The organism is Campylobacter concisus (assembly GCF_050447505.1).
GTDB lineage: Bacteria > Campylobacterota > Campylobacteria > Campylobacterales > Campylobacteraceae > Campylobacter_A > Campylobacter_A concisus_BP.
Genome location: NZ_JALMFZ010000001.1, coordinates 1,762,406 through 1,786,466 on the forward strand (window position 1 = coordinate 1,762,406; position 24,061 = coordinate 1,786,466).

General features: G+C 36.1%; 22 protein-coding genes. 17 read left to right on the forward strand and 5 right to left on the reverse strand.

The genetic code is table 11. From position 1 onward, the window contains the following. Nucleotides 1-75: 75 nt before the first annotated feature. The 5 genes from accA to gpmI form a co-directional block, all read right to left on the reverse strand. Entirely contained in the window at nt 76-1,011 is a 936-nt protein-coding gene (gene accA / locus MTT09_RS08915; protein ID WP_002941254.1) for an acetyl-CoA carboxylase carboxyl transferase subunit alpha, read from the reverse strand. A gap of 1 nt (nt 1,012) precedes the next feature. Beyond that, nucleotides 1,013-2,224: a beta-ketoacyl-ACP synthase II gene (locus MTT09_RS08920; protein WP_103616151.1), complete on the reverse strand. Its 1,212-nt coding sequence runs from the start codon at nt 2,222-2,224 to the stop codon at nt 1,013-1,015. A 34-nt stretch (nt 2,225-2,258) separates the two neighbouring features. Beyond that, entirely contained in the window at nt 2,259-2,492 is a 234-nt protein-coding gene (acpP, locus tag MTT09_RS08925; RefSeq protein ID WP_002941395.1) for an acyl carrier protein, read from the reverse strand. Between the two features lie 86 nt (nt 2,493-2,578). Continuing rightward, the gene (fabG, locus tag MTT09_RS08930; RefSeq protein WP_021083753.1) at nt 2,579-3,322 is read right to left on the reverse strand and encodes a 3-oxoacyl-ACP reductase FabG; all 744 of its coding nucleotides are present in this window, start codon (nt 3,320-3,322) and stop codon (nt 2,579-2,581) included. A gap of 36 nt (nt 3,323-3,358) precedes the next feature. Further along, complete coding sequence (gene gpmI, locus MTT09_RS08935) at nt 3,359-4,822, reverse strand: 2,3-bisphosphoglycerate-independent phosphoglycerate mutase (protein ID WP_429803571.1); 1,464 nt, start codon at nt 4,820-4,822, stop codon at nt 3,359-3,361. Between the two features lie 79 nt (nt 4,823-4,901). Between gpmI and mraY the strand changes: the two genes are divergently transcribed. The 17 genes from mraY (at nt 4,902) to MTT09_RS09020 (ending at nt 23,994) form a co-directional block, all read left to right on the forward strand. Further along, entirely contained in the window at nt 4,902-5,966 is a 1,065-nt protein-coding gene (mraY, locus tag MTT09_RS08940; protein WP_002941305.1) for a phospho-N-acetylmuramoyl-pentapeptide-transferase, read from the forward strand. Nucleotides 5,967-5,969: 3 nt separating this feature from the next. Further along, nucleotides 5,970-6,485, forward strand: a complete 516-nt coding sequence (locus tag MTT09_RS08945; RefSeq protein WP_429803572.1) for a hypothetical protein — start codon at nt 5,970-5,972, stop codon at nt 6,483-6,485. Nucleotides 6,486-6,489: 4 nt separating this feature from the next. Further along, a complete protein-coding gene (gene murD / locus MTT09_RS08950) occupies nt 6,490-7,707 on the forward strand; it encodes a UDP-N-acetylmuramoyl-L-alanine--D-glutamate ligase (RefSeq protein WP_429803573.1) in 1,218 nt (405 codons plus the stop codon). A gap of 149 nt (nt 7,708-7,856) precedes the next feature. Next, nucleotides 7,857-11,474 (forward strand): glycoside hydrolase family 19 protein, encoded by a 3,618-nt coding sequence (locus MTT09_RS08955; protein WP_429803574.1) that lies wholly within the window; start codon nt 7,857-7,859, stop codon nt 11,472-11,474. An 11-nt stretch (nt 11,475-11,485) separates the two neighbouring features. Next, nucleotides 11,486-12,286 carry a hypothetical protein gene (locus MTT09_RS08960; RefSeq protein ID WP_429803575.1) on the forward strand — a complete coding sequence of 267 codons (801 nt, stop codon included), beginning with the start codon at nt 11,486-11,488 and terminating at the stop codon, nt 12,284-12,286. 1 nt (nt 12,287) lies between these two features. Continuing rightward, nucleotides 12,288-14,198 (forward strand): glycoside hydrolase family 24 protein, encoded by a 1,911-nt coding sequence (locus MTT09_RS08965; protein WP_141090414.1) that lies wholly within the window; start codon nt 12,288-12,290, stop codon nt 14,196-14,198. A gap of 10 nt (nt 14,199-14,208) precedes the next feature. Then, entirely contained in the window at nt 14,209-14,760 is a 552-nt protein-coding gene (locus MTT09_RS08970) for a hypothetical protein (protein ID WP_429803576.1), read from the forward strand. A gap of 38 nt (nt 14,761-14,798) precedes the next feature. Further along, nucleotides 14,799-15,341, forward strand: a complete 543-nt coding sequence (locus MTT09_RS08975; protein ID WP_141090415.1) for a hypothetical protein — start codon at nt 14,799-14,801, stop codon at nt 15,339-15,341. A 3-nt stretch (nt 15,342-15,344) separates the two neighbouring features. Next, entirely contained in the window at nt 15,345-15,902 is a 558-nt protein-coding gene (locus MTT09_RS08980; protein WP_103558687.1) for a hypothetical protein, read from the forward strand. A 60-nt stretch (nt 15,903-15,962) separates the two neighbouring features. Further along, nucleotides 15,963-16,754 (forward strand): hypothetical protein, encoded by a 792-nt coding sequence (locus MTT09_RS08985; protein WP_103558688.1) that lies wholly within the window; start codon nt 15,963-15,965, stop codon nt 16,752-16,754. Beyond that, nucleotides 16,741-17,217: a hypothetical protein gene (locus MTT09_RS08990; protein WP_103558689.1), complete on the forward strand. Its 477-nt coding sequence runs from the start codon at nt 16,741-16,743 to the stop codon at nt 17,215-17,217. The genes MTT09_RS08985 and MTT09_RS08990 overlap by 14 nt, the downstream gene beginning before the upstream one ends. A gap of 2 nt (nt 17,218-17,219) precedes the next feature. Further along, nucleotides 17,220-17,633, forward strand: coding sequence for a hypothetical protein (locus MTT09_RS08995; protein WP_103558690.1), 414 nt, complete (start codon nt 17,220-17,222; stop codon nt 17,631-17,633). Between the two features lie 59 nt (nt 17,634-17,692). After that, nucleotides 17,693-18,163: a hypothetical protein gene (locus MTT09_RS09000; protein WP_429803577.1), complete on the forward strand. Its 471-nt coding sequence runs from the start codon at nt 17,693-17,695 to the stop codon at nt 18,161-18,163. 11 nt (nt 18,164-18,174) lie between these two features. Then, nucleotides 18,175-20,697 (forward strand): hypothetical protein, encoded by a 2,523-nt coding sequence (locus MTT09_RS09005; protein ID WP_429803578.1) that lies wholly within the window; start codon nt 18,175-18,177, stop codon nt 20,695-20,697. Nucleotides 20,698-20,709: 12 nt separating this feature from the next. Then, nucleotides 20,710-21,249, forward strand: coding sequence for a hypothetical protein (locus tag MTT09_RS09010; protein WP_219809428.1), 540 nt, complete (start codon nt 20,710-20,712; stop codon nt 21,247-21,249). Beyond that, nucleotides 21,246-21,866 carry a hypothetical protein gene (locus MTT09_RS09015; protein WP_429803579.1) on the forward strand — a complete coding sequence of 207 codons (621 nt, stop codon included), beginning with the start codon at nt 21,246-21,248 and terminating at the stop codon, nt 21,864-21,866. The genes MTT09_RS09010 and MTT09_RS09015 overlap by 4 nt, the downstream gene beginning before the upstream one ends. Nucleotides 21,867-22,101: 235 nt before the next feature. Continuing rightward, on the forward strand, nt 22,102-23,994 hold the full coding sequence (locus tag MTT09_RS09020; RefSeq protein ID WP_429803580.1) for a hypothetical protein: 1,893 nt from the start codon (nt 22,102-22,104) through the stop codon (nt 23,992-23,994). Nucleotides 23,995-24,061: the final 67 nt, after the last annotated feature.

The window sequence follows — 24,061 nt, forward strand, 5'->3', positions numbered from 1 at the left end:
GCACATTAAATTTAGCGTCAAGGAGAGCTGCAAGCGAATTTACTTAAACTTTCGACTCACTTGCGACTATAAATTTTACTCTTCATAAGCCCCGATAGAGAGGATTTTGTCTATTCTTTTTGCGACAAGCTCGTTTATATCAAGCTTCTCAAGCTCGGCTAGCTCTGAGATGAAGTAGTTTGCAAGTGCTTTTGCGGCACCGTCTTTATCTCTATGAGCTCCATTTATCGGCTCGTTTATCACGTCATCTATAAGCGATAAATTTTTTAAGTCATCAGCCGTTATCTTCATAGATTTAGTAGCTTGCTCTTGTTTGGCTGGGTCGTTCCAAAGTATCGCTGCACAACCCTCTGGTGAGATGACTGAAAAGACAGAGTTTTTCATCATAGCAAGTCTATCAGCCACACCAATAGCTAAAGCGCCGCCACTTCCGCCTTCGCCGATAACGACAGCTATTATTGGAGTTTTTAAATTTGCGAATTCAAATAAATTTCTAGCTATGGCCTCGCTTTGACCTCGCTCTTCAGCGCCAACACCAGGATATGCACCCGGAGTGTCTATTAAAAATAATATAGGTAGGTTAAATTTCTCAGCCAATTTTGCTACGCGTAAAGCCTTTCGGTAACCCTCTGGATGAGGCATACCAAAATTTCTTTTTAGTTTATTTTTAGTGCCACGACCTTTTTGCTCGCCTATAACGACAGCCTTTTTGCCTCCGATATAGCCGATGTAGCAGACTATTGCTGGGTCATCGCGAAATGCCCTGTCGCCATGGATCTCATAGCCATCAACTAAAAATGAATTTATATAGTCAATAGCGTATGGCCTATCTGGGTGACGAGCAAGTTGCAAACGTTGGTATTCGTTTAAATTTTTATATACTTTTGATATCTCTTTAGATAGGTTCTTATTTAAAATTTCAACAGCATGTTCATCGCCTCTGATCTTAGCATTTGCTATATCTTCATCAATTTGCTTTATGCTCTTTTCAAAATCTAAATAATTTGACATCTTAATCCAACTTTTTAAATATCACGACGCCGTTTGTTCCACCAAAGCCAAATGAGTTGCTCATAACAGCTTTTATATCAGCTTTTCTGGCTTTATTTGGAACGTAGTCTAGATCGCAATCTGGATCTGGCGTTTCGTAGTTTATCGTTGGAGGGATGATGCCATCTCTCATTGCCATTATAGATATGACAGCTTCGATCGCACCAGCACCGCCTAAGCAGTGTCCAGTCTGACCTTTGGTTGAACTAACTGGTGGGCACTTACCGCCAAAAACAGCCTTTAACGCAGCTGTCTCGTTTTTATCATTTACTGGCGTTGAAGTACCATGTGCATTGACATAGTCTATTTTTACGCCTTTTGCCATATCAAGTGCTTGCTTCATCGCGCTTAATGGGCCTTCAAGTGTTGGTGATGTGATGTGGTGTGCATCTCCGCTCTCACCAAATCCAACTACTTCAGCGTAAATTTTAGCGCCTCTTGCAACAGCCGACTCATACTCTTCAAGTACAAGTGCGCCAGCGCCCTCGCCCATTACAAAGCCATCGCGGTTTGCATCAAATGGCCTTGACGCCTTACTTGGCTCATCATTTCTTGTTGAGAGTGCTTTCATCGCTGCAAAACCACCTATGCCAACGCCGCAAATAGTTGATTCAGCACCGATAACTAGCATATTTGTTGCTTGACCGATCATTATGCATTTTGCAGCTTGTGATATCGCATGAGTGCTTGCTGCACAAGCTGTTACGCTTGATAAATTTGGACCTTTTAGTCCGTGGTTTATTGAAACTATGCCACCTAGCATATTTACAAGTGCAGATGGGATGAAAAATGGCGAAATTCTCTTTACACCTTTTTCAAAATATGTGATTGAGTTTTTCTCAATATTTGGCAAACCGCCTATGCCAGCTGCTGAACTAACGCCAAATTTATGAGCGTCAAACTCCTTAAAATTTGCATCAGCCATAGCTTCGTTAGATGCTTTTATGCCAAGCTGTATGAAACGATCTACTTTTTTCACCTCTTTGCCGTCTAAAATGCTATTTGGATCAAAATCAGTTATCTCGGCAGCAATTTTAACAGGGAATTCGCTTACATCAAAGCTCGTGATCTCTTTCACACCTGTTTTACCCTCGCAAATAGCCTTAAAAGAGCTCTCTTTATCAAGACCAAGTGCGTTTATCATGCCAATACCAGTTACAACGACTCGTTTCAATACATCTCCTTAAATCAAACTATGCAAATTTAAATTATTTGCCTAGTTTTTCTATATAATTTACAACGTCTTGAATGCTTACTAATTTCTCTGCTTCGCTATCAGGAATTTCTACTTCAAATTTCTCTTCTAAAGCCATAACTAGCTCTACAACGTCAAGTGAATCAGCGCCTAAATCTTCGATGATTTTAGACTCTAGTTTTACCGCTTGTGGATCTACGCTTAGTTGCTCTACAACTACGTCTCTTACGTCTTCAAATACTGCCATTTAAGGTCTCCTTATAAAAAATGTCTGTTATCTTATAATATTTACGCTTTTATTTATTTTAAATTTCAAAACTTGTTGAAATTTCATTACATATAAAGTCCGCCGTTTATTTTTAGCGTCTCGCCAGTCACGTAGCTAGCGTGATCACTTAGTAAAAATGCCACAGCCTCAGCCACCTCGCTAGCGCTGCCAAAGCGTTTAAGCGGGATGTTGTCGCTATAAGTTTTTTTCACCTCATCACTTAGCCCATGCGTCATATCAGTCTCGATAAAGCCCGGAGTTACGCTGTTAAAGCGGATATTTCTACTTGCGCCCTCTTTTGCAAAGCTCTTACTCATGGCGATTAGTCCGCCCTTGCTAGCTGAATAATTCACCTGTCCAGCATTTCCCATCTCGCCAACGATAGATGCGACATTTACGACCGCTCCAAAGCGCTTTTTACTCATCACTTTCAAAGCCTCTCTACATCCTATGAAAGCTGAAGTTAAATTTGCATTTATCACATCTGTAAATTCGCTAGTTTTCATGCGAAGTGCTAGCTTGTCATTTGTGATACCAGCGTTATTTACAAGGTAGCTTAGCTCGCCGTCGCTATCAACTATCAAATTTATACCTTTTATAAACTCGTCTTCGTCTGTTGCGTCAAATTTTATCACCGCAGCTTTGCCGCCATTTTGCTCGATCTCAGCCTGCAAAGCGTCTGCTATCTCAGGCTTTGAGCGGTAGTTTATCCACACTTTTAAGCCCATATTTGCAAGCGTCTTTGCGATCTGTGCACCGATACCTCTGCTTGCACCTGTTATTAGCACGTTTTTTCCGCTAAATTTCATAGATTCTCCTTATAAATTTTGCTTATATTATCAAATTTAAAATAACGCCTCGTCCATCTCAGCTGGGATCTCAAGCCCCATGAGCTTTAAAACACTAGGCGCAATGTTGTTTAGGCCGCCATTTTTTAGCTCTTTAACCCCATCAGCCATCACAAAGCAAAAGACGTCATAAGTTGTGTGATTTGTCAGTAGCTCGCCACTGCTATCACGCATCTCTTCGCAGTTTCCGTGATCGCTTGTGATGATCATAGCGTAGTTTTTCTCTTTTGCCTTGGCGTAAATTTCTCCAAGAGCCGCATCCACCGCCTCAACTGCTTTTATAGCGGCCTCGTAGTTACCAGTGTGCCCCACCATATCGCCATTTGCGAAATTTACCACGATAAAGTCTTGCTCGTCATCCATGCCCTTTAGCACGGCTTTGCAAACCTCAGCAGCGCTCATCTCTGGCTTTTCATCGTAGGTTTTTACTTTTGGACTAGGGATGAGCACCCTAGTTTCGTTGCTGGCTAGCTCCTCAACGCCGCCATTAAAGAAAAATGTGACGTGGGCGTATTTTTCAGTCTCAGCTGTGTGAAGCTGCCTTAGTCCAGCAGCTGCTATGACCTCGCTTAGAGTGTTTTTTATCTTTTCATTTTTAAAGAGCACTTCAAATTTAAAATTTGCGTCGTATTCGGTCATGGTGATTAGATTTTTGATAGCAAAAGGTCGCTCAAACTCGCTAAATTTCTCTTCGCCCAGAGCCTGGCAAATCTCTCTTGCTCTATCATTTCTAAAATTTATTACGATCACGCCGTCATCTTTGCCTATGCCACTAAAGCCATTAAAACTTGCTGGCTTTACAAACTCATCTGTCACGCCCTCATCGTAGCTTTTTTGTAGATACTCGTTTGGCGTTAAGCTGCTTAAATTTGCCCCCTTTACCAAGCTATCATAGGCCTCTTTTACGCGCTCCCAGCGTTTGTCTCTATCCATCGCGTAAAATCTGCCGCAAACGGTTGCTACCTTAAATTTAGCCTCCAAGCTTTTTATGAAATTTAGACCGCTATTTGGGCTAACGTCGCGTCCATCGGTGATAGCGTGGGCAAAAACTTCGCAGCCACTTTTGCTAGCAAGCTCGCACATACCATCAAAATGCTCCATGTGAGAGTGCACGCCGCCGTCGCTATAAAGCCCTATCACGTGAATTTTTTTGCACTTTTTAAAAAGAGCCTTTAGCGCTTCATTTTCTGCTATAGAGCCATCATTAAAGCCGCGTGAAATTTTGACCAAATTTTGATACAAAACTCGCCCGCTTCCTATGCACATGTGTCCTACTTCGCTGTTTCCCATCTGTCCTTCAGGTAGTCCCACAGCGTTTCCAGAGGTTTTTATGAGTGAGTTTGGAATTTCTTTAAAAAATTTATCGTAGTTTGGCTTTTTAGCCGCCTCAAATGCGTTAAATTTGCCATTTTTGTTTGAACCAATGCCGTCAGTTATTATAAGTATAGTTTTTTGAGCCATTTTTAAATTTTATCCTTAAATTTAGATAATTTTTAAGGCCATTATACTAAAATTGCTTTTTTTTAAAATAAAGGCCCCTATGTTTTACTATATCTATGAAATTTTAAATTTTAATATCTTTCAGTATATCACCGTTCGCGCTGGCATCGCGTTTTTCATAGCATTTATCTTGACAGCTTATCTGATGCCTAAATTTATCGCTTGGGCAAAGGCGAAAAACGCCGCCCAGCCTATCTACGAGCTAGCCCCGCAAACTCACCAAAAAAAGGCTAAAACACCAACCATGGGCGGACTTGTCTTTGTCTTTACAGCCGTGATCGCTACGATCATCTGTGCTAGGCTTGATAACGCTTTCGTGCTAGCCTCGCTCTTTTGCCTAGTTTGCTTTACTCTGCTTGGCTATAAGGATGACTACAGCAAAATTTTAGGTGCGAAAAACCACGCCGGCCTAAGTCCAAAGGCAAAGCTTTTTTTTCAATTTTTAATCGCCTTTTTACTCGCAGCATTTCTCTATTTTAGCAAAGAGCTAAACACCGAGTTTTACCTGCCATTTTACAAGCAGCCGATCTTTGACATGAAAATTTTTGCCATTTTCTTTTGGACGCTAGTCATTGTCGCAGCCTCAAATGCGGTAAATTTAACAGACGGACTTGACGGACTTGCCGCCGTGCCATCGATATTTTCGCTTCTAACACTTGGCGTTTTTGCCTACATCTGTGGCCACGCTGTCTTTAGCTCGTACCTACTTTTACCAAAGATCGCGGGCGTTGGCGAGAGCGTAGTTGTGGCCTCTGCGCTAATTGGCTCACTCATGGGCTTTTTGTGGTTTAACTGCCATCCGGCCGAGGTCTTTATGGGTGACAGCGGCAGCCTAAGCGTTGGCGCATATATCGGCTTTATGGGCGTTGCGACCAAAAACGAAATTTTGCTCATCATCATCGGCCTCATCTTTGTAGTTGAGACCCTAAGCGTCATCTTGCAGGTGGGCAGCTTTAAAATTTTTAAACGCAGAATTTTCTTAATGGCACCTATACATCACCATTTTGAGATCAAAGGCTGGGCGGAAAATAAGATCATCGTGCGCTTTTGGATTATCGCGCTTTTGGCAAATTTGATCGCACTGACCGCGCTAAAGATCAGGTAGATCATGCGAGCGCAGATAGAGCCAGACTTTGAGAGCGCTAGAAAAAAATATGATGAAATTTTGGAGCAAATTTTAGCCTATACCGACTATTGCGACGAATTTGGCGATGAGGACGGCGAAGAGTACCGCAAGGTAGAGCAGCGCTTAGCCAAGATCAGCGGCAAAGATATGAGTAAATTTAGCCTGCACGAGTGGTGGGAGGCCGAGGGCGCTGAAAATCTCGCCTTTGACATCGCTTTGCCAGAGCCAAAAGTGGTGCCTGATATAACAAAAGACGAGCTTAGCGTGATCGTAGAGCGTATGTTGGCACCTGTGCCTGAATTTTATGATGATTTTTTAGAGGCATTTTATATAAGAGTAAAATTTGCTTGCGAGGGTGCTTATTTCGCAGAGTTTTTGAAGCTAAATTTTGCCAAAACCTTTAGCTTTGAACTCTTTGAGCGCCGCGAGATAGAGGGCGTAATGCGTGAGCTAAGTGCTAACGAGATAGTAGAAATTTTATGGGGCAAAAGAGGATAAAAGCATGAGAAAATCACTATTTGGCTATGGTGGCACGACAAAGGCTATCGCTAAAAACTTCGTAAATGACGGGCTTTGGGATATTTATGACGATAAATTTAGCGAAATTTCTAAGGACGAGTTTGGCAACACTCTATTGCCAGTTAGCGAATTTGACCCAGCAAAAAGCAACCTAGAGATACCAAGCCCTGGCATACCGCCTCACCACGAGCTTGTCAAAAAAGCTAAAAATTTGATCAGCGAATATGACTATTTTTATGAAATTTACAAGGCGCATCTGCCATTTAACGTCTGGATAAGCGGCACAAACGGCAAGACGACGACTACAAAGATGATGCAGCACCTGCTAGAGAGCAAAGGCTCAGTCATGGGAGGCAACGTCGGCATCGCACTAGCAAATTTAGACCCGCACGCTAAAATTTGGATACTTGAGACTAGCTCATTTACTCTGCACTACACAAAGCGCGCAACGCCTGGCATCTACGTGCTTTTGCCGATCACTCCAGATCATCTAAGCTGGCATGGCAACATGAGCGAGTACGAAAAGGCAAAGCTTAAGCCGCTTGCTAGCATGAGCGAAACAAGCGTAGCTATCGTGCCTGAAATTTACGCTAAAACGCCTACAAAGGCCAAAGTGATCGCCTATAAAGATGAGAGCGACTTAGCTTGTTTTTGCGCTGTAAATTTAGGCGATATAGCCTTTAAAACGCCATTTTTACTTGACGCACTGCTAGCACTGGCGGTGGAGAAAATTTTATTTGACCGCTGCGATGTAGGGCTTTTAAACACCTTTGTTATCGAGGCAAACAAGCTTGAAGAATTTACTGACAACAAGGGTAGAACCTGGGTAAATGACACAAAAGCGACCAACATAGATGCGAGCATTCAAGCCGTGAAACGCTACAAAGATCACTTCATGCACCTGATCTTAGGCGGCGACGACAAGGGCGTTAGCATGGATGAGCTCTTTGAAAATTTAAAGGGTCTTAAAGTCAAAATTTACGCCATCGGCTCAAACAGCGACAAACTTATGAATTTAGCTGCTAAATTTAACGTGCCTGCCCTAAAATGCGACTTTTTGCAAAACGCTGTAAATGAGATAAGTAAAGAGCTTAAAAGTGGCGAGATAGCGCTTCTAAGCCCAGCGGCTGCGAGCCTTGATCAGTTTAAGAGCTACGCCGAGCGAGGAGATAAATTTAAAGAGTTTATAAGGGCTCTTTGATTTTAAGCTATTTTTTAGATATTAGCGTTTTGTCTAAAATTTGCTACCAAAATTTAGAGAAAAAGCAAAAATTTTCTCTATAAGAGTTTTTTATTGAATACTTTTTAAGTTTATGCTAATATTTGGCGAAAAAATTAAGGAAGAATTTTATGCCAATTACCCCTAGAAATGATGAAAATTTTAAAGAAAACTTAATAGATATCATCAAACTATCATATAGCGCCGACATCAATAAGCCTTTTATCTCTGGTGACAAGCTGCTTATGGGATATAGCTTTAGCCTAAAAGACGATCTAGACGCGATATGCACTCAAATTTATGGTGCTAGCAAAGCAAAAGTGACCGAGGCTATTAGAAAAGCCATAACCGACACTATGACTAAAACTGTGGTTTCAAAGATAGATGCAGAGAAGCTTTTTAATGATATAAATAATGCTGCAAGGGCTGCTTACGGCGCAGAGTTGCCTGAGTTTAAATTTAGCCAAGATGAGCAGTTAAATGCCATTTTAGAGTCAAAACTAAAGCCACTAGCGGCTGATATAAAAGAGAAGCTAAGAGGCTCGTCGCTTGCAAATTTAGAGGAGGTCAAGCTCGCTTCATCTGGGACGTCTAATGTCTCAAAAGAGCACGTCGCACTTCTTGCCCTGCTTCACATAAGTAGCAAGAAAAACATCGACCCGGCCTTAGCAAGCTTCATTAAGAGCAAAAGCCGCTTTAAAGCGTGGTTTTGGCTTGCTTTCGAGAGCTTTAGCGGTGATAATCCACACAACCTTAAACTTTTAAGAAAAAAGATATCAGCTCAGTTTGGCCTTTATGAGTCAGACGAAAACAACAGAGCTCTAAGCGACTCATCTAGTGCGGCTAGCATGGAGCGCGTCAGCTTTGGCGAGTGCATAGACATCTTTACCCACCTAAATATCTCTAAAGCTATGTATGTAACAAAAGACAAAAACGGCAAAGAGCACAAAGAAGACGTCACTCACTTAGAATTTATGCAAAAAGACGAAGAGAGATCAAACGGCACCGCTTCAAAGTGCGAGGAGCTATTTAAGCCATTTGCCGATAAGCTAAATTCTCTTTTAGCCTCCCAAACATCAAATAAATTTAGTACCGAAAATATCTACTGCGTAAATTTAACCTCCTCTTCTACATCTAACGCTTCAAGGATAAACAAACTCCTAAAAAGAAGAGAAGAAGAGCTTTATAAACAAGAGGATATGCTCATACTCTGCCCTATAAAGACGGCTACTCCTATTAGGATATTTCAGCCTAAAAAGAGCAACTTTACCATAGTGTTAGCCAGCCAAACAGAATTTGACTGCAGCGAGCTAAACCCAAAAGAGCTAAATCCTAGCAGACCAAACTATGGCAAGCTAAATTTATGCGAGCTAATACTCACTGACTTTAAATTTGACTCTTACGAAAAAGAGAACAAAGGCGCTTCATCTGATAGAGATATCAAATTTAAAAACGCAAAGACAAAGTCAGATAGTGTGATCCTTTATAAAGAAAACGATGATGGCAAAGACGATAAAAACAAGACAAAGGGCGCTTGCTTTACTAGTATAAGACAAAGTAGCGATGAGATAGAGTACAAGCTAGAAGATGGCGTTGTAAAGATGAGCCACTTCTCCCTCCCCTCATCTAAAGACGAATATCTAAATTTCAACCTTCTAAATTTCGCTAAGGAGAATAACTTTACCCTTAGAGATGATAAAGACTCAGCTATGTTTGATATGAAGCTTCGTCTAGCTCTTGGTAATAATGCAGAACCTACATCAACATCTAGCTCAAGCCTTGCTCTAACACTAAATAATCTCATCATTGAAAACGAAAAAGGTGAAGCTAGTGATATAGATAAGGTATATCTTCACCACTGCGGTGATAAGAGTATATATGAGAGTACATCTTTAGTTAAAAATAAAGACTCAGATATGAAAAACTCATATAGGGCTACATTTAATATCCCTATAGATAGAAATGATAAGAAAGATACTAAGCTTATAGTCTATTCATCTGATCTAAGTAAAATTTATGATACTAAAAGCATACATGCCTATACTGGTACAGCTATCATATCTATAGGATATAAAGATAAAAGTGGTGGTAGCTATAACCATACAAACAAGGTATCTTTAAGAGATATAACAGATCATATAGTAAATGTAGTCTCTGATAATGAGTATCCATTTAAGACAAATGAAGAGATAAGCCTAAAGGCTATATATAAACAAGAAAAAGGAGACAAGAGATATAAAGAGGTACTTTGGGGATATATGGTGATAAAGAGCATAGAGTATAACGAAGTATCTAAAGAAAAACCTAGAGAGGTGGTAGAGCTAAAAGATAAAAAGGGTAAAGAGATAAGATTTAAAATTTCAGATCTTATAAAAAAAGATGATCTAGATAAGCTAAAGCAAGGTGGTCATACTATAGTATTTTTTGCATATCTTGAAGGAGAGAAGGATAAATTTAAATACCAAAGCGTATATGGTAAAAACCATATAAGGATAGATATAAAGATACCTCTATATATTAAATTTAAAGATGATAAGCTCATCATATATGAGTTTGAGCATGCTATAAAAGAGAAGAGCTTTAAAGCTAGTCTAAATCATGATGATGCCTTAGTAAATAAAAGTGGCTACTTATATATAGATAAAGATATATCTAAGCAAGATATAAATATCTATGAAGATGACAAACTTACTAAAGGGCTAAAGAGTGAAGATAGTACAAATAAGAGATATCAAATTTACATAGATGAAGCAAATTCCGCAAACAATCAAAACCAAAGCAACACAAACCAAACAGCTCAAACAAAGATAAACCAAGATACCAAGTATGGTATCAACCTACTAAGCAAAGATAATATGAATAGCTTTATCAACTCTTTTAATGAGTCAAAGAGCATAACAAGAGTAGATAAAGGTATGTGGGTGGATGGGGATAAGGAGGCAAATATTTTAATAGAGATCAAAGACTATCCTTTTACGCTAAGTATGCTAAAGCAGGTATTTATAAATACAAAAGCAAATCAAGAATATATATTACAAGAGATGGTAGATGAGCTAAATAGAAGAGATGATGAAGATGGAATTCAAATGTATATAAAATATAAGCTTGATACTAGAAATAGATTGGAGCATTTTTTTGGGCAATGCGCAGTGGAGGTAGAAAGTAGTTTTCCAAACCTGACAGAGAGATTAAATTATAGCGTGAAAGGTCTTGTGGGGTCTAATATTGGCTATTTTAAAAATAATTATGATAGAAGCAAGGATGTAGGAAGAATAGAAAACAAAAAAGGGGAAATAATTCAAAAAGCCAATCAAGAAGCAATAGCCAATCTAGGATATGCTGATGAAAATAGACCTAAAGACTTGCGACTTGGCAATACCGAAGAAGGCGATGGCTGGAAATATAGAGGCAGAGGGATAATACAAATAACTGGCAGGGAAATATATACCAAATTTAATACATTCGCACATAAAATTAATTTAGTAGGAGATGAAGTAAGCTTTGTAGATAATCCAGAGCTGGTAGCTGAGAATAAAACCTATGCTTTTGTGTCGGCTGCATATTATTGGGCCGAGAAAAGAAAGATTTATGAAAAAGCCGACGAAAGCAAATCAGATTCAAATAATGAAGACGTAGTAAATAAAGTAACAAAAGTAGTTAATCCTGGAGCAGATGATGGCAATAAACAATTAAGAATAAACTCTTATAAACGTATAAGAGAAGCAAATATATTTAAGAAATTTAAATAAAGGACTGAAGTATGAAATTTGTAAAATTAGTATTTTTATTTTTAGTAGTTAGCCTTAATTTATATGGATTTGAGCCTATGAATCCTAGTATAGCTACCAAAAAAGTGATCGAAAATTTTGAACAGATCGAAGACGAATTTTTTACTGGTGATGACTATTCTTTTAACGATTATGGCACTAAGATATTACCCAGCTTTAATTGTTCTGATGCTAAAGGCAAGTATAAATTTAAAGAGTACTCCTTAGAAGACTTTGTTTGTCAGTCCAAATTTCTTGCTTTTAGGGATAACTACTTTGCTGATCTTTATAATCTAATCGTAAAAGAAAATCCAAATTTAAAAGAAAAAGCTCAAAAGATAGCTAGAGAGAGGATAGCTAAAACTAAAAAAGAGTGCATAGATGGGCATTCTAAATATTTTTATGTACGGGTTAAATATAATTATAGTGTCGGCAATTCTATCCATTGTACTAGATCTTACTATAGAAACTCCACTGCAAAACTTGCACTTATGCTCTATAAAAATGATAAAGAGCTTTTTAGTAGAATTTATGGCGAAGACTATGAGAAATTTAAAGAGGTATTTGAAAATACTTTAAAGTATGTACCCATAATCCACTCTACTCCAGAAATAACACATATAAGAAAAACAGACAATGCCCCATATGCCGAATTCCTAAGAAAATATGATGACTATACTGGCAATTATGGTAATTACAAAATCCATGATCTAATTTATATAGTATTAGTCCAATACTCTCTAATAGACGAAAATGGTCATTTAGTTTTGCCAGAGAATAGAAAAGAGGAGTAGTGTGCCTACTCTTCATAACTTCCCCCTCCCCTCATCTAAAGATGAATATCTAAATTTCAACCTTCTAAATTTCGCTAAGGAGAATAACTTTACCCTTAGAGATGATAAAGACTCAGCTATGTTTGATATGAAGCTTCGTCTAGCTCTTGGTAATAATGCAGAACCTACATCAACATCTAGCTCAAGCCTAGCTCTAACACTAGATAATCTCATCATTGAAAACGAAAAAGGTGAAGCTAGTGATATAGATAAGGTATATCTTCACCACTGCGGTGATAAGAGTATATATGAGAGTACATCTTTAGTTAAAAATAAAGACTCAGATATGAAAAACTCATATAGGGCTACATTTAATATCCCTATAGATAGAAATGATAAGAAAGATACTAAGCTTATAGTCTATTCATCTGATCTAAGTAAAATTTATGATACTAAAAGCATACATGCCTATACTGGTACAGCTATCATATCTATAGGATATAAAGATAAAAGTGGTGGTAGCTATAACCATACAAACAAGGTATCTTTAAGAGATATAACAGATCATATAGTAAATGTAGTCTCTGATAATGAGTATCCATTTAAGACAAATGAAGAGATAAGCCTAAAGGCTATATATAAACAAGAAAAAGGAGACAAGAGATATAAAGAGGTACTTTGGGGATATATGGTGATAAAGAGCATAGAGTATAACGAAGTATCTAAAGAAAAACCTAGAGAGGTGGTAGAGCTAAAAGATAAAAAGGGTAAAGAGATAAGATTTAAAATTTCAGATCTTATAAAAAAAGATGATCTAGATAAGCTAAAGCAAGGTGGTCATACTATAGTATTTTTTGCATATCTTGAAGGGGAGAAGGATAAATTTAAATACAAAAGCGTATATGGTAAAAACCATATAAGGATAGATATAAAGATACCTCTATATATTAAATTTAAAGATGATAAGCTAATCATATATGAATTTGAGCATGCTATAAAAGAGAAGAGTTTTAAAGCTAGTCTAAATCATGATGATGCCTTAGTAAATAAAAGTGGCTACTTATATATAGATAAAGATATATCTAAGCAAGATATAAATATCTATGAAGATGACAAACTTACTAAAGGGCTAAAGAGTGAAGATAGTACAAATAAGAGATATCAAATTTACATAGATGAAGCAAATTCCACAAACTATCAAAACCAAAGCAATACAAACCAAACAGGTCAAACAAAGATAAATAAAGATACCAAGTATGGTATCAACCTACTAAGCAAAGATAATATGGATAGCTTTATAAACTCTTTTAATGAATCAAAGAGCATAACTAGAGTAGATAAAGGTATGTGGGTGGATGGGGATAGAGGGGTTGGGGTAAAGACGGATGGAGATATTAGAATCCTTAGAATAAGAGCCTTTATGTGTGCCATAAAATACGGCGAAGGAACAAGTGGAAATAACGGATACGAAATAAATGTCGGTGGAAAGTTATTTACTAAAGATTACGGAAAAGACTTTTCAGATCATCCAAGATATTATGTAAAATCTGTTAATTCAACTGCTGCCGGAGCCTATCAGATAATGCCTGATACTTGGGATACAATTATCAAAAAGTACGGAAAAACTTACAATATCACTGATTTTTCACCAGCAAATCAGGACAAAGCATGTCTTGTATTAATAAAACATACAAGAGACGCTCTAAAACTAATAATTAATGACAAAATTGATGAGGCAGTTAGGAGTAGAACAGACAGTATAAATAAAAGATTAAATCGAGAATGGGCTAGTATGCCAGATTCTCCATATAAACAGAGAACTATAACTATGGAAGAGTTTTTGGAACACTATATGCATCATTTGGAATTAGAAAAAAGAGACATAAGTGACTTGGCTATAGATGATGAAGAGATTAAAAGATTTTTAGATTAAAGGAGATGTTATGAAGTTAAATAGAATGGTGCTTATTTTTGCTTTGCTCACATCAGCTTTTGGTGCTGAGCTGGAGCAAAAACTGGAAGCTAAATTTGACAAATATAAGGTTAAAGAAGTATATAAAGGTGAGATAAAAATTCCAAATAGTTACAAAAAAGATGAAGAAGGAAAATATAGAGATAGTGCCGGTAAATACGTAGGTAATCAGCAAGATTTTTACGTAAATTTTGCAGGTAAGTATATGATAGTCACGCATAGCTGTGGCACTAGTTGTTATTATAGAACAGTTGAGGACTTAAGTGCAGGCAAGAGCGTAAAAGTAGATGGAATGAGTAAATTTGATAATAATCTTGCCAACTTTGCAGTTGGGAATAATTTTTTAGCAGGATATACTTTGCTTACCACTAGAGAAGATAGCACTCTAATGCTAGTTCAGTACCTAGAAAATGATACAGATATTTGCAAACAAGAGTATTTTGTACTAAAAACACTTAAAAATGGCAAGATGAAGCTAAAAAGCATATCAAAAAGAACACCTTGCGATACACCTATAAAATAGCTATGAAATTTAAAACCATACTATTATTAAGCTTTCTAATGAGTTTAAATTTATATGCGTACGAGCCTCCAAAAAATGCCAATAGAGCCGAAATAAACTGCATGTTTATCTCTAAAAAGCTTCAAAGCCAATGGATAAAAGATGACTGGGAGCAATGCAAAATAGATAGCAAAGATACAATGCCTCATAAACCAGTCGTAGTAAAACTAGACGGTGCTTTAGCTGTACTTGCGTTTTTAAAAACACAAAACAACAAAACACAAATGGCGCTTTTAAACACGGATAAAACCTTAATAGAACCTGACATTATAGATATCTTTGATGAAACAAAGTCAGTGTTTTTTACGGATATAAATAAAAAGAAAAATCTTTGTGTCATCAATAGCTACTCTTTAAATGGCACAAATAGCAACTTAACTAGCTGCTATGAGTTAAACAAAAAAGAAAATTCGATCATTATTTCACCTCTAACAAAAATCATAGACTTTCAGTGTGAAGGCGATTGCGAAGGATATGACGCGGATGCTGTTAAAAAATTTCTAATAAAAAATCCCGATGGATACATTATTGAGGGATCATAGAATATGAATTTTTTCAAATTTTTAAATAGTGCATTTTTATTAATATTATTGCTGGCTTGCAATGGTATGGGAAAAGATGAAATACCAAATTTTAAATACAAAGACGCATCTAATTATTATTTTAAAATAGGCAATGATGACTATTCTGTAAAAGTTTTACGTGATTATAATGAAGACAATCTAGGTCGGGCAATAGATATAAAAGAGTGCGCCATTATTTGCAAAGACAAGATAAAAAAATGGAGTTTTTGTTATGACGATATGTCTATGTGGAGCGTTACGGCCAATGGCAATATAATTGAGTTTAAAGGCGGAACACAAGATAGAAACGGAAACATAGTAGATTTTTATATACTTTTTAAAAATTTAGCCTCAGAATTTTATTTGTATGAGTACTTTTGGAAATTTGGATATATAGATGAACCTACAAACGATGAAAAATTTAATAAAATAGAAAACTACTACACAGATCATGGTAAAAAGAATAGACTTTATATAAATCAAATCACTCCAAAAATTCTTAATGACATAAGAAAAAACTTTTATAAAAATAAGCAGTAATTTAGGTAATTTGAGTAACGTATTTAAAAGTAAATATATTTAAATAAGTAGAATATTGTGATGAAATTTAAAACTATATTGTTAGCCCTGATTGCTAGTTTAAATTTAAGCGCTTTTGAACCTTTAAGCCCTGAAAATGCTATCAATAAATTTAATAATGATTTTTGCCAACTAAGTGATTATGATTCAAGCCCCTGGAGAGATTACGGCACAAAAAGCAAGCCAAGCTTTGCCTGCTATGATACCAAAGGAAAGTATAAATTTAAAAAATACTCCTTAGAAGACTTTATATGCCAGTCAGACTATAACTCTTTTAGGGATAACTATTTTGCTGATCTTTATAATCTAATAATAAAAGAAGCTCCAAATTTAAAAGACAAAGCTCAAAAGGTAGCTAGAGAAAGGATAAAAGATAGCAAAAAAGAGTGCATTAGATACTCAAAAAAAGAGTATGACTATAGCTTTATTGCTAAGTCAGTATTTTTTGTATCTGAAAGTATCTACTGCATAAAGAATTTCTATAGAGAGTACACTGCTAAGCTATCTTTAATGCTTTATGAGAACAATAAAGAGCTATTTAAAAGAATTTACGGCAAAGACTACGAGAAATTTAAAGAGGTATTTGAAGATACTTTAAAATATGTACCGATAGAAAATGGTAGCATACCAAGAGATGTAAAAAGAGCTGAAATAAACAACGACTTTTTACAAAAATACAAAAGTTACCACTATGATGACGACTACCCACAGATAGATGATATGCTATATATCATGCTCGTGCAATACTCACTCATTGACAAAAATGGTCATTTAGTTTTACCAGAGAATAGAAAAAATGATGTCAAAAACTAGTTTTTTATACTTATTGCTACTTTTAGCTATATTTTCTAATGCCAAAAACTTAAGCATAGAAACATACAGCAAGGATAACAAATGCTCCATAAGTATAAATGATGAAGAGATTTATAGCAGGGAGTGCGAGTATGAGCTTGAACCAAATTTGATCTTTTATACCAAATTTAATCGTAGCGAAGTGTGGATATTTCAAGACATACAAAACTATGCCGCCTGCAGCGGACACGGCTCTTTGAGAATTTTTGAAAAGAAAGATGACGACAAGATAAAATTTCAAGGTGAGATAGATTGGTGCACGAGTGTGCCATTTTTCGAAGTCACCAATGAAGGCATCTTGATAATAGACAAACCACACAAAAATGCACTAACCAACAATGGTGAGCCAAATTTTAAAAGTAGCGGAAAACTATCAAATGAAAGAAAATATAAATTTGAGAATGGGAAGATCAAAAAGATATAGTTTTGCCTTTGTTAAATAGATATAATGCACTTAAAAAAGAGTGGATAGATATGACAAACAAGATATTTATTTTTTATTTTATGGTGCTAGCCTTTATAGCGCATAATGCCTGCGCAAAAGATATAAATTTAACGGGGATTTACAAGAATGAGCCTTGTAATATTTCAATAGAAATAACGAAAAATACCAATAAGGCAAAGCATTTTTACAAGATAGTTGATAATAATCAGACAAAATCACAAGGCTATATATCAAGCATAAAAAGCAACGGCGAAGGTGGATTTTACATAAAATTTAAAAAGATTGGCGGAGTGTATGAAAATGGTAGTATAGTCATACAAAACTACGGAAACTCTATGAACGAGTATAATCATTTTGAAGATTGCGATAGTAAATACTTAAAATTTGATAAATAGGGCTAGCGTGCGTGATTTTGTAATTACTATTTTGCAGTAAATTTTAATAGAAAGAACTTATGATAGTTTTTAGATTTTTTATTTTAATCAATTTATTCTTTGCATTTATCAAGGCTGACAAATTCGGGTATTACTATGAAAATGAAAAATTTTTAATAGCTATTCCAATGTTTGAATGTGAGGGTGACACACATTGTACAAATGGTGGTTATTTTGGGGTAAATAAAAGAAATGCCAAAAGTTTAGAAATTTTATCAAAACCCACACCGATAAAAAATAGTGTAAATGAGCGCTTGATGGGATATAAATTTAAAAATTCAAACTACATATATGAAATTTATGGCGACATAATGTCTGGTGGAAAAATGTATTTAAACGTTTTTAAGCAAGGAAAAACTATTTTTAAAAGCGATGATTTACAACAGATAGAACAAGAAGAATTCCTATCCAAACTTAAAGAAATAGATAAAATGCTACCTGCGAGCTTTGAAAAATTTTACAAGAAGCTACAAAACAAATATCAGCAATAGCTTAAAAAAAGATGAGGACTATAATAATTAATAGTCAAACAAAAGACAAAAACGGCAAAGAGCACAAAGAAGACGTCACTCACTTAGAATTTATGCAAAAAGACGAAGAGAGATCAAACGGCACCGCTTCAAAGTGCGAGGAGCTATTTAAGCCATTTGCCGATAAGCTAAATTCTCTTTTAGCCTCCCAAACATCAAATAAATTTAGTACCGAAAATATCTACTGCGTAAATTTAACCTCCTCTTCTACATCTAACGCTTCAAGGATAAACAAACTCCTAAAAAGAAGAGAAGAAGAGCTTTATAAACAAGAGGATATGCTCATACTCTGCCCTATAAAGACGGCTACTCCTATTAGGATATTTCAGCCTAAAAAGAGCAACTTTACCATAGTGTTAGCCAGCCAAACAGAATTTGACTGCAGCGAGCTAAACCCAAAAGAGCTAAATCCTAGCAGACCAAACTATGGCAAGCTAAATTTATGCGAGCTAATACTCACTGACTTTAAATTTGACTCTTACGAAAAAGAGAACAAAGGCGCTTCATCTGATAGAGATATCAAATTTAAAAACGCAAAGACAAAGTCAGATAGTGTGATCCTTTATAAAGAAAACGATGATGGCAAAGACGATAAAAACAAGACAAAGGGCGCTTGCTTTACTAGTATAAGACAAAGTAGCGATGAGATAGAGTACAAGCTAGAAGATGGCGTTGTAAAGATGAGCCACTTCTCCCTCCCCTCATCTAAAGACGAATATCTAAATTTCAACCTTCTAAATTTCGCTAAGGAAAATAACTTTACCCTTAGAGATGATAAAGACTCAGCTATGTTTGATATGAAGCTTCGTCTAGCTCTTGGTAACAATGTAGTACCTACATCAACATCTAGTTCAAGCCTTGCTCTAACACTAAATAATCTCATCATTGAAAACGAAAAAGGTGAAGCTAGTGATATAGATAAGATATATCTTCACCACTGCGGTGATAAGAGTATATATGAGAGCAGCTCTTTAGTTAAAAATAAAGGCTCAGATATCAAAAACTCATATACAGCTACATTTAATATCCCTATAGATAGAGATGATAAGAAAGATACTAAGCTTATAGTCTATTCAAGTGATCTAAGCAAAATTTATGATACCAAAGGGATACATGCCTACACTGGTACAGCTATCATATCTATAGGATATAAAGATAAAAGTGGTGATAGTTATAGCTATACAAACAAGGTATCTTTAAGAGATATAACAGATCATATAGTAAATGTAGTATCTGATAGCCAGTATCCATTTAAGACAAATGAAGAGATAAGTTTAAAGGCTATATATAAACAAGAAAAAGGTAGCAAGAGGTATAAAGAGGTACTTTGGGGATATATGGTGATAAAAACCATAGAATATAACGAGCTATCAAAGAAACAACCTAGAGAAGCTGTAGCCTTAAAAGATCAAAAAGGTAAAGAGATAAGATTTAAAATTTCAGATCTTATAAAAAAAGATGATCTAGAGAGGCTAAAGCAAGGTGGTCATACTATAGTATTTTTTGCATATCTTGAAGGAGAGAAGGATAAATTTAAATACCAAAGCGTATATGGTAAAAACCATATAAGGATAGATATAAAGATACCTCTATATATTAAATTTAAAGATGATAAGCTCATCATATATGAGTTTGAGCATGCTATAAAAGAGAAGAGCTTTAAAGCTAGTCTAAATCATGATGATGCCTTAGTAAATAAAAGTGGCTACTTATATATAAATAAAGATATGTCAGCACAGGATATAAATATCTATGAAGATGACAAACTTACTAAAGAGCTAAAGAGTGAAGATAGTACAAATAAGAGATATCAAATTTATATAGATGAAGTAAATTCCGCAAACAATCAAAACCAAAGCAATACAAACCAAACAGGTAAAACAAAGATAAACCAAGATACCAAATATGGCATCAACCTACTAAGCAAAGATAATATGAATAGCTTTATAAACTCTTTTAATGAGTCAAAGAGCATAACAAGAGTAGATAAAGGTATGTGGGTGGATGGGGATAGAGGGGTTGGGGTTGATTTAAATAATAAAACATATAATATATTAATTGAAAGAACAATGGAAACCAGTAAAATGGGCAATGGACTTTTACTTTTAAGGGAAAATGAAGATACTATTCTGTCTATTAATATGGTTGCTGGTGGCTTTGGAAGTGGTGCTCCACAAAATGGAGAGTACACGGTTGACACATATAGAAACAGAAGAAAAGACAAAGATTATAATCCTGGCATGAATATTCTTGGAGTAGGCTTCAGCTTCAATCTAAATCCACAATTTGAAACCGAAAGATCACTTCTAAGAATCCACCCTGATGGTAATAATAAAGGTACTCTTGGTTGTATTGGAGTTACTGGTACCCAAGAAGAACTTTTGGAATTTGAGAAAACTCTAAAAAATTTACTAAAACAAAAAAGGAATATTCAGGCTACTATCAATATAGAAAACAATCCAAACAATTCTAAACCACCAAAAAAATTACAGTAAAGGAATAACACAGTGAAACGCTTTTTAATATTATATATACTTTTAGGCTTTCTAAATTTAATAGCTAGCGAAAATTTACCTCGCACAACAAGCATAGACAAAATAAATGTAGGCAAAATTTTATCTAATAAAAATTTAGCTCTAAAAAATGTCAAATATTTTTTAGATGGCGAAAAGGCAAGCTTTATAAATTTAGAAAAAACGCAGATCATGACGCTTGATTTTTGCTGTGGAGGTAACGGCGAAATTCAAAGGATAAACGTCAAATTTTATGATAAAAATTTGACTAAAGACTATATAAATTTCAGCAAACTCAAAGAATTTACTACAAATTCTGGTATCAAACTTGGCGACAAACAAGAGCAAATTTTAAAAAAACTTGGCAAGCCAAACGACATACTAGAGGAAAATGACACAACTACTGTTACCTATACCACTGAACAAAATGAAAGCAAACTTTTGCAAGAATTCGACATGCCACTTTACTATGAAAAATTTGTCTTTTCTGGTGGAATTTTAAAAGAATACGAATTTGGCTTTGAGTATCCGTGATAAAACACAATTTATGCGAGCTAATACTCACTGACTTTAAATTTGACTCTTACGAAAAAGAGAGCAAAGGCGCTTCGTCTGATAGAGATATCAAATTTAAAAATGCAAAGACCAAGTCAGATAGTGTGATCCTCTATAAAGAAAACGATGATGGCAAAGATGATAAAAACAAGACAAAGGGTGCTTGCTTTACTAGTATAAGACAAAGTAGCGATGAGATAGAGTACAAGCTAGAAGATGGTGTTGTAAAGATGAGCCACTTCCACCTCCCCTCATCTAAAGACGAATATCTAAATTTCAACCTTCTAAATTTCGCTAAGGAGAATAACTTTACCCTTAGAGATGATAAAGACTCAGCTATGTTTGATATGAAGCTTCGTCTAGCTCTTGGTAACAATGTAGTACCTACATCAACATCTAGCTCAAGCCTAGCTCTAACACTAGATAATCTCATCATTGAAAACGAAAAAGGTGAAGCTAGTGATATAGATAAGGTATATCTTCACCACTGCGGTGATAAGAGTATATATGAGAGCAGCTCTTTAGTTAAAAATAAAGACTCAGATATGAAAAACTCATATAAGGCTACATTTAATATACCTATAGACGGCACTTAAAAGAATATGAATTTGGTTTTGAGTATCCGTGATTTTAATATGGTTTTATAAAAACCAAAATAAACTACAAATAGTCCAAACACTCACCAAAAAATGATAAATTTATAGATATTACTTTGACGTAAAACAATGATAATACCTAGCATCTTTCACTACAATCCCCACAAAATAAAACCTTAGCTATACATATTTTATAAATTTATCCGATATGGCTTAGACTAAAACAAGGAAAGATATGAAAGATAAAAAACTGATCATAAAAGACATTCAGGGTGAAATTTACGTCATAAGCCAAGATGGAAGCATAAAAATGCTAAAAGATGGCGATGAGATTTACGCTGATCAGAAAATTTTTACTAAAAATTTAGACGCCAAGATCACTTTAGAAGATGGCGAGCAGGTAAATTTAAGCGCTCATCAAAGCATAAATTTCGATGAAATTTTAAAAATTTCAACAAAACCAGCAGAAGAAAAAGGCGAGAGCGAGAGCGGATATGGATCATCGGCGAGTGAGGGCATATCTCTAAGCGCGGCGAGCTTTGTCACAAGCGGACATAGCGCAAATATCCATCAAATTTACAACCAACACAGATCTTTAGAGTCAAACGTAAGTAGCGCCCAGCCAAGCGAGCTAAAAAGCGTCTCAGGCGCCTCTAGCACGCTGGTAGAAAAAAGCGGCGGCGCTGCAGAGCCAAAAGAAGAGCCATTTATAGATACCATAAATGTGTTAAATGTCACAAACAGAGGACTAGACGCAGATATATGGCTTTATGACTCAACTAGAAACCATGGGCGAGGGCTTGATTATTATGATATAGAGCATAATAGCAAAAGCATACTAAAAGAGTGGAGTGCAAGCCATCACGTAAGTGCGACAAGTACTTTTAATGACCTATATTACTATAGTGGGCAACAGGCTGATCCTGGATATTTCGACACATCAGATTCAGCTAAAGCTAGCAGACTACGCGACCGTACTCCGACAGCTATGGAGCTCGCTAGGATAGGCAGAGCTTCAAATGCAGACTATGCCAATGATAGACTAAGCGAAAATATGACTAGCCCATTCAAGCCACACAATTTAAACGGACACTATAAACTATATGAGTCCAAGATAACAGCAGATGGAGTAATGGTCAGCATGGATGGCTGGATATTTATAAAAAATCGTAGTGATATTAACAATTTTTATTATGATGCAAAGCCTGAAAGGCAAAGTATTAAGTTTGAATTTGATGGTAGAGAAATTTCATGGCAGCCATTTGGATCGGCAAGTAAAAATGGCGGCAGAGATGAAGGCAATGCCTCACAAGGCGTAAGCACAAGTAGCCTAAATTTAACAGAAGACTACGGCTTTTATAAAGTACATATAGAAGTATCTGATGATAGATATAGTTATAATTTTACAGCATTCTCTGGCATCAGCCCTACTAATAAAATTATTTCAGATGACCCTAACATAAAACTAGTCAGCAATGCCTACATGGAGGCTCTTGAACACAATCATCTTGTGACAAAAGAGAGCGATACGTTTTATAAGGCAGCAAATAAGCCTGATGGCACTATATTTGGTAGCAATGCAAATGACTTTAATGAGAAATATGACCTAAAATTTGAAGGCACTAAAGACGTTGGCAGCAACGATGATGATAAATTTATCTTTAACTCACACGATATCGACGCAAAAGGCGGTAAAGACACGCTACTTTTTACCCAAAACGTGGATCTAACAAGGATCGAGGAGCTAGATAAGCGCCTTGAGAGCTTTGAGCGCATCGAGCTTGATCACACAAAGGCCGTGAAGCTAAAGCTAAACGGGCAAAACATAATCGACATGATAGACTCCAACCCTACCAAAGGACCTGATGGCTTAGAGAGCCTAAACACCATCCTTAAAATTTCAGGAGATAGTGACGACGTGGTGCAGCTAGTTGGAAATTTCGTAAAGGCCACAAATGGCGAAGTAGCCGCCCTAAATACAAAGCATAGCGTCATCGGAGCTGATTATAACAAGCTCACAATAGAGCCAAGTGGCGACGCGGTCAATCAAGTCTATAGAGGCAAAAACGACGCTGGGCAGACATTTTTCGTAGAGATAGACAAAAATGTGCATGTCGAGGTGATGTAGTAAATTTATCAAAAATTTAAACCTCATCCTAAAACGCCACCAAACTATATAAATTTTAAGAGTTTTC